The sequence below is a fragment of the Rhodococcus sp. R1101 genome, assembly GCF_000278445.1.
GTDB lineage: Bacteria > Actinomycetota > Actinomycetes > Mycobacteriales > Mycobacteriaceae > Rhodococcus > Rhodococcus gordoniae.
The window spans coordinates 1-7,186 of record NZ_AJVB01000180.1; the positions used below are offsets into that span (position 1 = coordinate 1).

9 protein-coding genes are annotated in these 7,186 nt (G+C 69.7%); 6 read left to right on the plus strand and 3 right to left on the minus strand.

What is annotated here, in order from left to right:
* The coding region (locus R1101_RS26600) for a phospho-sugar mutase (protein WP_037223203.1) at positions 1-1,446 on the plus strand (1,446 nt) is incomplete at its 5' end.
* A 16-nt stretch (positions 1,447-1,462) separates the two neighbouring features.
* Here the strand turns inward: R1101_RS26600 and R1101_RS0112705 are convergent.
* Complete coding sequence (locus tag R1101_RS0112705) at positions 1,463-2,110, minus strand: MspA family porin (protein WP_016933795.1); 648 nt, start codon at positions 2,108-2,110, stop codon at positions 1,463-1,465.
* Between the two features lie 218 nt (positions 2,111-2,328).
* Positions 2,329-2,952, minus strand: a complete 624-nt coding sequence (gene upp, locus R1101_RS0112710) for a uracil phosphoribosyltransferase (RefSeq protein WP_016933796.1) — start codon at positions 2,950-2,952, stop codon at positions 2,329-2,331.
* A gap of 113 nt (positions 2,953-3,065) precedes the next feature.
* Between upp and R1101_RS26605 the strand changes: the two genes are divergently transcribed.
* The 5 genes from R1101_RS26605 (at position 3,066) to R1101_RS0112735 (ending at position 6,415) form a co-directional block, all read left to right on the plus strand.
* Positions 3,066-3,401: a type VII secretion target gene (locus tag R1101_RS26605; RefSeq protein WP_016933797.1), complete on the plus strand. Its 336-nt coding sequence runs from the start codon at positions 3,066-3,068 to the stop codon at positions 3,399-3,401.
* Positions 3,398-4,396 carry a C40 family peptidase gene (locus R1101_RS0112720; protein WP_016933798.1) on the plus strand — a complete coding sequence of 333 codons (999 nt, stop codon included), beginning with the start codon at positions 3,398-3,400 and terminating at the stop codon, positions 4,394-4,396. Before R1101_RS26605 ends, R1101_RS0112720 begins: the two co-directional genes overlap by 4 nt.
* Before the next feature lie 61 nt (positions 4,397-4,457).
* Positions 4,458-4,772 carry a hypothetical protein gene (locus tag R1101_RS0112725; protein WP_016933799.1) on the plus strand — a complete coding sequence of 105 codons (315 nt, stop codon included), beginning with the start codon at positions 4,458-4,460 and terminating at the stop codon, positions 4,770-4,772.
* Positions 4,769-5,116 (plus strand): YbaB/EbfC family nucleoid-associated protein, encoded by a 348-nt coding sequence (locus R1101_RS0112730; RefSeq protein WP_016933800.1) that lies wholly within the window; start codon positions 4,769-4,771, stop codon positions 5,114-5,116. The genes R1101_RS0112725 and R1101_RS0112730 overlap by 4 nt, the downstream gene beginning before the upstream one ends.
* Positions 5,117-5,176: 60 nt before the next feature.
* Positions 5,177-6,415, plus strand: coding sequence for a hypothetical protein (locus tag R1101_RS0112735; protein WP_016933801.1), 1,239 nt, complete (start codon positions 5,177-5,179; stop codon positions 6,413-6,415).
* A gap of 112 nt (positions 6,416-6,527) precedes the next feature.
* Here the strand turns inward: R1101_RS0112735 and R1101_RS0112740 are convergent.
* Positions 6,528-7,186, minus strand: a 659-nt coding sequence (locus R1101_RS0112740) for an adenosine deaminase family protein (RefSeq protein WP_016933802.1), incomplete at its 5' end; no start/stop codon positions are given.

Sequence of the window (7,186 nt, forward strand, 5' to 3'; positions counted from 1 at the left end):
GACTGTATGAACGTGCCCGTCGTCGTCCGCACCACCGCCGGGCTCGCGGCGTGGCTCGAGGCGAACGGACAGGGCGGCGGCACCGTCGTCGTCGGTCGTGACGCCCGCACGGGCTCCGCGGAATTCCACACCGCCGCCGCAGAAGTCCTCACCGCAGCCGGTTTCGACGTCGTCGCACTCGGGCGGCCGCTCCCCACCCCGGTGACCGCCTTCGCAGTGCGGGCACTCGATGCCGTTGCGGGCGTGCAGATCACGGCGTCGCACAATCCCGCCGCCGACAACGGCTACAAGGTCTACCTCGCGGACGGGGCACAGCTGGCCGCACCGGCCGACCGCGAGATCGAAGCGGCGATCGACGCCGTCGGTGATGCCGCGACCGTGCCCCGGGTGCCGGTCGCGCCCTCGGGCGACGACCTCGTCGATCGTTATCTCGCCCGGGTCGCGTCGCTCCCCCGCTCTCCGTACCGGGCGGTGCGTATCGCCCTGACGGCCCTGCACGGTGTCGGCGGTGAGACGGCGGTCGCGGCTCTGCGCGCCGCGGGATTCGACGACATCCACGTGGTGCCGTCCCAGTTCGCGCCGGATCCGGCGTTTCCCACCGTCGCCTTTCCCAACCCCGAGGAAGCCGGTGCGACCGACGCCCTTCTCGCGCTGGCGGCGGAGGTCGACGCCGACCTCGCCCTCGCTCTCGATCCCGACGCCGACCGGTGCGCCGTCGGGGTCCGGACCCCGCAGGGGTGGACGATGTTTCGCGGCGACGAGATCGGAGTTCTGCTCGGCGACCGCATCCTCGCGTCGTCGCCGCCCGGCTCGCTGGTCGCGACCACCGTAGTCTCGTCGACCATGCTGGGCCGGCTCGCGGCCGCGCGCGGCGCGCGGTACGCGCAGACACTCACGGGATTCAAATGGCTGGCCCGCGCCGGCGACGGTCTCGTCTACGCCTACGAGGAAGCGATCGGGTACTGCGTGGATCCGGAGGCGGTGCGCGACAAGGACGGCATCGCGACGACCGTGGTGACCGCCGACTACGCCGCGGAGCTGAAGCAGGCCGGCCGGACCCTCACCGACGCACTCGACGACCTGCATCGCGAACTCGGAGTTCACGTCGGCGGTCAGGTGTCGATCCGCGTGGACGACCTGCGGCGCATCGGCACCGTGATGACGCGGTTGAGGTCAGCGCCGCCGGCGACTCTTGCAGGTCTACCGGTGACCGCGATCGACCTCGCCGAGAGCCCCGGACCGATGCACACCGACGCTCTCGTCTTCGAGAGTCGGGAGGACGTCGTGGACGGGCCGACGGTGCGCGTGGTGGTGCGCCCCTCGGGCACCGAACCGAAGCTCAAGGTCTACCTGGAGGTGGTCACGGAGCGGGACCGCCCGACCGCGGAGGCGATACTCGCCACCCTGCGCGGATGGGCGGTCTCGCTCGGTGACGAGATCCTCTGATCCCCGTCCGGTCCGGTCAGACCTGCTGCGGCACACCGTAGGTCACGACGGTGTTCCGGTCTGCGGTGACCGCCTTCAGGTACGGCCGGATCATCACCGGACCGATGGCTCCCGAGACCGAACCGTGCACGCCGGCGATCCGGATGGTCGTCGAGCTGCCGTCGAACCGGAAGTCCTCCACGATCGGGACGGAGGTGATGCCGCCGGGCTCGAGCGGGATCTCGATCTCCTGGGACGGGATGATGTCGCCGCTGAGTGAACCACCCGACTCCAAGCCGAGATCGAGCGAGGCCCCACCTTCACTGTCGAGCGTGAGGCCGATGGCCGCACCGTTCTCCACGCCCCACGACAGACTCGGGGTGACGACGGTGACGGTCGCCCCCGGCAGCGCGACCGGGTAGCCGACCTGGAAACCGACCTCCACCGCCGTCCCGGCGAAGTTCGCGGCGTTCGGACCGGTGATCCGAACGGTCGCAACCTCGTCGTGGAAGAACTCGACACTCAGCGGTGAGCTGTCGAGCGGCGGCACCGACTGTGTCGAGGTGTCGGCCTGGATCACTTCGATCGCGTGCCCTCCGTCCAGCGGGAGGATGCGCGAGTTGTCGACGGCGGCCGCAGCCGTACCGTGACTCGTCACCGCGGCGAGGACAGCCACCGCGCCCACCGAAGCGACCCTGGCACTTTCACGAATCAGTTTGCGAGAGAAGAACTTTGCCATTCCGCCGACCCCATCTCTGGCTGTACCTACACAGTGGACTTCACACGGAGCCCACCGAGCGTATGGAACAACCGAGACCGTCGGGTTCTTTTTCGATAACGAGATGACAGCGGTCCGATGTCACATCCGTACCACCAGCCACACCGGAAACAGACGACCCGGCATTATCGCGGTCCGAACTGCCTGTCCCCCGCATCACCGAGACCCGGCACGATGTATCTGTCCTCGTCGAGACCTTCGTCCACCGACGCCGTGACCAACCGGACCGGATGACCCGACGAGGCGAGAGCCTCCACACCCTGCGGCGCCGCGACCACACAGATCGCGGTGATATCGGTGGCGCCGCGCTGGGCGAGGATGTCGAGGGTGTGCACCATCGACCCGCCGGTCGCGAGCATCGGATCGAGAACGAAGACCGGAAGACCCGACAGGTCCTCCGGCAGCGACTCCAGATAGGGCACCGGCTCGAAGGTCTTCTCGTCGCGAGCGAGACCGACGAAACCGACCTGGGCCTGAGGAATGAGGGCGTGGGCCTGCTCGACCATGCCGAGACCGGCGCGCAGGACCGGGACGAGCAACGGCGGCTGCTGCAGCCGCACTCCGGTCGTCACGGCGACCGGCGTCCTGACCTCGAACGTCGCGATGGGCGCATCGCGCACCGCCTCGTAGACGAGCATCTGGGTGAGTCGGCTCAACGCGTGCCGGAAGGCAGCGTTGTCGCTGCGTTCGTCGCGAAGAACGGTCAGGAGCGAAGCAGCGAGCGGGTGGTCGACGACGAGCGAATCCATGTCCGAAGAATAGAACGACGGAACCGACCGGCCTGCGGGTGCGTCGAACCCGACAGGGACGGAACCCTCCCGGAGGTGCCGAATCCCACAGGAGCGACACGAGAGGCGACGATGTGACCGAGTACTGCGACAGGGACGCGATACGGATCGACACGACCGCTGTCAGGAGGTTCGGTGACGAGGCTGCGGCTCTGGCCGCGCGCCTCCACGACGCCGCCGACAGGACGCGTCACGGCGACCCCTCGGCGCTGAGCGCCGTACTGGGACCGATCGGCGCGCCGGTCCTCGCCGCGCTCACCGCGACCCACACGGCCCACGCACGCGATCTCGACCGGCTCGGCGGCCTGCTCGGCGGTATGGGGGACGCCGCGACGGCCTCCGCGGACGCCTACGAACGGACCACCACCGAGACCGCCACCCGGCTGGGCGCCGCCTCGGAGGAGCTGTGATCGCAGGTGACCTGCTCGTCGCGCCGCTGACCGACCTGCTCGGGGCGTTCGGCACCGCGGTGCCGCCCGGGATCGACCCGGGCGAGATGATCCGTATCGGCGCGCAGTGGGCCGAGGAGGTGCACGCGGTCGGTCGCGACGCCGTCGCGGAACTCGCCTGGAGCTGGTGCGGTCCGGCCGCCTCGCAGGCGATCGCAAGTGCCGAGCGGATGCTCACCGACGTGCTCGCGGCGGCCGATCGCGGCGTGGCGCTCGCCGGGATCGCGCTCGAGGCCACGGTCACGGTGCTCACCGGTGCGGCCGAACTGGCTCGTCTCGTCGACTCGTTCGTCACCTACGCCGAGCAGGGAGCACCCGCGACCGCTCTCCCGCAGGGACAGCTCGCGCTTCTCGCCGTGGCGATCGACCATCTCGTCGCCGGGCTGGACGTGCTGACGCGGGTGACCGGCACGCTCGCGGAACTGACCGATCGGGCGACCGCGCTCCTCCCGCCGGCCCCCTCGTCCCCCGCCACCGCACCCGGCGACCCCCGCAGTGCCGACCCATCGGCCGCCGGCGATCCACGGACGTTGCATACCTTCGGTGGAGGACCCTCCGGCGGCGTCGAGGTCCGGCTTCCGGACGGCAGCATCAGCCGGGCGCCGAACGAGACCGCCGCGGCAGCCGTGCGCCATGCCCTCGCAGAACAGGGCACGCCGTACGTCTGGGGCGGCACGACCCCCGGATCCGGACTCGACTGCAGCGGCCTGACGCAGTACGCCTACGCACAAGCGGGCCTGGAGTTGCCCCGGTTGGCCCAGGAACAGGACGTCGGCACGCAGGTGGATCCTGCAACTGCCCTGCCCGGAGACCTCGTCGTATGGGACGGGCACGTGGCGATGGTGGTGGGCAACGGCATGATGGTCGAGGCCGGCGACCCCGTCGCGGTGACGCCGATACGCACCACGAACGGCGCGATGGCGTTCCAGGGTGTCTACCGGCCCACCTCCGGCTGATGCCGGCAGAGAATCCGCACGACACGGGAACCGGCCGTGCCCGTGCTGCGTCCAACCCGATATGGACAGCACGACGACGGAACCGATCACGGCCACCGCCCACAACCGGGCCGGGACGATCTCGGTGCGGACGACGGACAGCGGCCTGCCCGTGGATCTCCGCATCGACCCCCACGAGTTGCGTTACGGAGCACAGCAACTGGCCGATCGGATCCTCGACCTGAACAGGCAGGCCGCCCTCGAGGCAGCGGTGATCCGCGGCGAACGCCTCGCCGCCGAGGGTGTCCCCCGCGAGATCCTCGACCGGATGCGGCTCCCCTCCCGCGCAGACCTGGCAGCCGGACCGGCCGAGCTGCCGCGAGGGCTCGTCCGATGAGCGAACCGATGGTGGAGGCGATCGTCGACCGGGCCCACCTCCGGCTCGATGCGCTCGAACGCACGGTCGAGCGGCTCGACGCCGTCCGGGGCATCGCCAGCAGTCCCGACGGGCGCGTGACCGCCCGCGTGGACGGGTCGGGAGCGCTCGAAGGACTCCGGCTGTCCGAACCGATCGGCGGTGCCGATGCCCGGGAACTGGCGGCTGCGATCCTCGCGACCGTGCACGAGGCCGCCAGGGACGCCGCGGCGGCGCGTGTCACCGCGATGGAGGAGCTGCGCGCATCCCTCACTGTGAGCGACGACACTCCGCTCGCCGCCGGCGACCACCCGCTACAGCGGTGAACCACCGGCGGAGCTGCCCCCGGCTATATTCTCGGCGCCGACATGGCTAGGCTTCGCGCCATGGCTGGAGACATCGTCCCGATCGAGCTCGGTCTCACCGACGGCAACCTCGTGACGCTCTGGGCGCCGCGCTGGCGCGAAGGCGACGACGAGTGGGAGGCATTCCTCGGCCACGGCGATGATCTGTACGCTTTCCCGTCGGTCCCGGAGCTCGTCGCATTCGTGCGGTCGGGAGTCGACAACGATCTCGTCGAGCACGAGGCGTGGCCGATCGTCTCGAAGCTCGCGGCCTCCGAGTTCGAACCCGCCGAGCCGCACACCTACGACCTCGTCGGCGTGCCCGAACTCGTGGCCGACGACCCCGATCCGGTCTCCGTGTCCGAACTGCAGGACACCTTCGACATCGTGAGCATCCTCGGCGACGTCTGCGATATCGACGTCGTGACCAAGTTCTTCGAACGCGAAGAGATCGACACCCTGCTGCAGCACGGCGTCTCGGCCTTCCGCACCCGTGAGGGTCTCGACCTGTGGAACCGCATCGGGACGGCGGTCGCGCAGGACTGGGACGCCGTGATCGACGCCCTCGACGCGGTGATCACCACGCCCGACGTCGACGCCGCGGTGGTCGCCGAGATCGAATCCGAATTCGTCGCGGTCGACGAGAACGAGGTCGAGGCCGACGACACAGTCGAAGATGTCGACGCCGACGACGAATACGAGTTCATCGACGGAGACGACGAGGACGACGGGTACGAGTTCTGGGGCAGGGTCGGCATCGACCCCATCCGGATCATCACCACCGACGGCACCTGGTACTCGCTGCGGTGCTACGTGAACGACGACGCCGTCTTCCTGGGTCACGACGGCACGATCGACGTCTTCCCGTCCGAACGAGCGCTGGCCCGCCATCTCGCCGACAACCACGACCACGACCTCGCGACACTCGAGCCGTACACGGAGATCCAGCTCGCGGCCGTCGACGGTTCGCTCGACGTGACGGTCACCGACGACAACGTCTACGTGCTCACCGGAATCGCCGACGACATCTCCGAGGGTGTCGAGGCGGTCGACCCCGACCAGCTCGAACTGGCGGTCGAACTGTTCGTCGACGCAGCGAACTTCGCGGACGACGAGTCGACCGATGCCGCTCTCGCCGCGTCCACGGACCTCGGATCGTTCGTCAACTACGCGATCGAGCCCGATTCGGGGCATCCGGCACCGAAGCCGCCGTTCGACGCCGAGGCGCTTGCCTGGCGCGAACTCGAGCGCGAGTTCGAAGCGCGGCTGCGCCGGCATTGACGCGGGCCGCGTCGGGCCGGCACTGACGCGGGCCGCGTCGGGCCGGCATTGACGCGGGCCGCATCGGGCCGGCATTGACGGGGGCCGCGTCGGGCCGGCACCGACAGGGGTTCTAGCCGACGAGGACGGCGTATCCCGGCTTGATGACGTCGTCGATCAGCTCGAGCCGCTGATCGAACGGGAGGAATGCCGACTTCATGGCATTGATCGTGAACCGTTCGAGGTCGACCCACCCGTAGCCGAAGGTGTCGACGAGCCGCACCATCTCCTGCGTCATCGTGGTGTCGCTCATCAGCCGGTTGTCGGTGTTGACGGTGACGCGGAAGCGCAGGCGGGCCAGCAGGTCGAAGGGATGCTCCGACAGGGCACGCACCGCGCCGGTCTGCACGTTCGAGGACGGGCACAGTTCGAGCGGGATGCGCTTGTCGCGGATGTAGTTCGCGAGCCGTCCGAGAGTGGCGGTCCCGTCGGCGTGCACTTCGATGTCGTCGACGATCCGCACGCCGTGGCCGAGCCGGTCGGTACCGCAGAAAGCGACGGCCTCGTGAATGGACGGGAGCCCGAACGCCTCCCCGGCATGGATCGTGAAGTGGGCGTTGGCCGCGCGTGTGTACTCGAAGGCATCGAGATGACGGCTGGGCGGGTTGCCCGCCTCGGCGCCGGCGATGTCGAAGCCCGCCACTCCGCGGTCGCGGAAGCGCACGGCGAGCTCGGCGATCTCCAACGACCGCGCCGCGTGCCGCATCGCGGTGAGCAGGCAGCGCACGCGGA

What these genes read in the sequence shown, in the direction of transcription:
- upp (WP_016933796.1), bottom strand. Translation starts at nt 2,952, where the DNA reads ATGGATTCGCTCGTCGTCGACCACCCGCTCGCTGCTTCGCTCCTGACC.
- R1101_RS0112735 (WP_016933801.1), top strand. Translation starts at nt 5,177, where the DNA reads ATGGCTGGAGACATCGTCCCGATCGAGCTCGGTCTCACCGACGGCAAC.
- R1101_RS0112725 (WP_016933799.1), top strand. Translation starts at nt 4,458, where the DNA reads ATGGACAGCACGACGACGGAACCGATCACGGCCACCGCCCACAACCGG.
- R1101_RS0112730 (WP_016933800.1), top strand. Translation starts at nt 4,769, where the DNA reads ATGAGCGAACCGATGGTGGAGGCGATCGTCGACCGGGCCCACCTCCGG.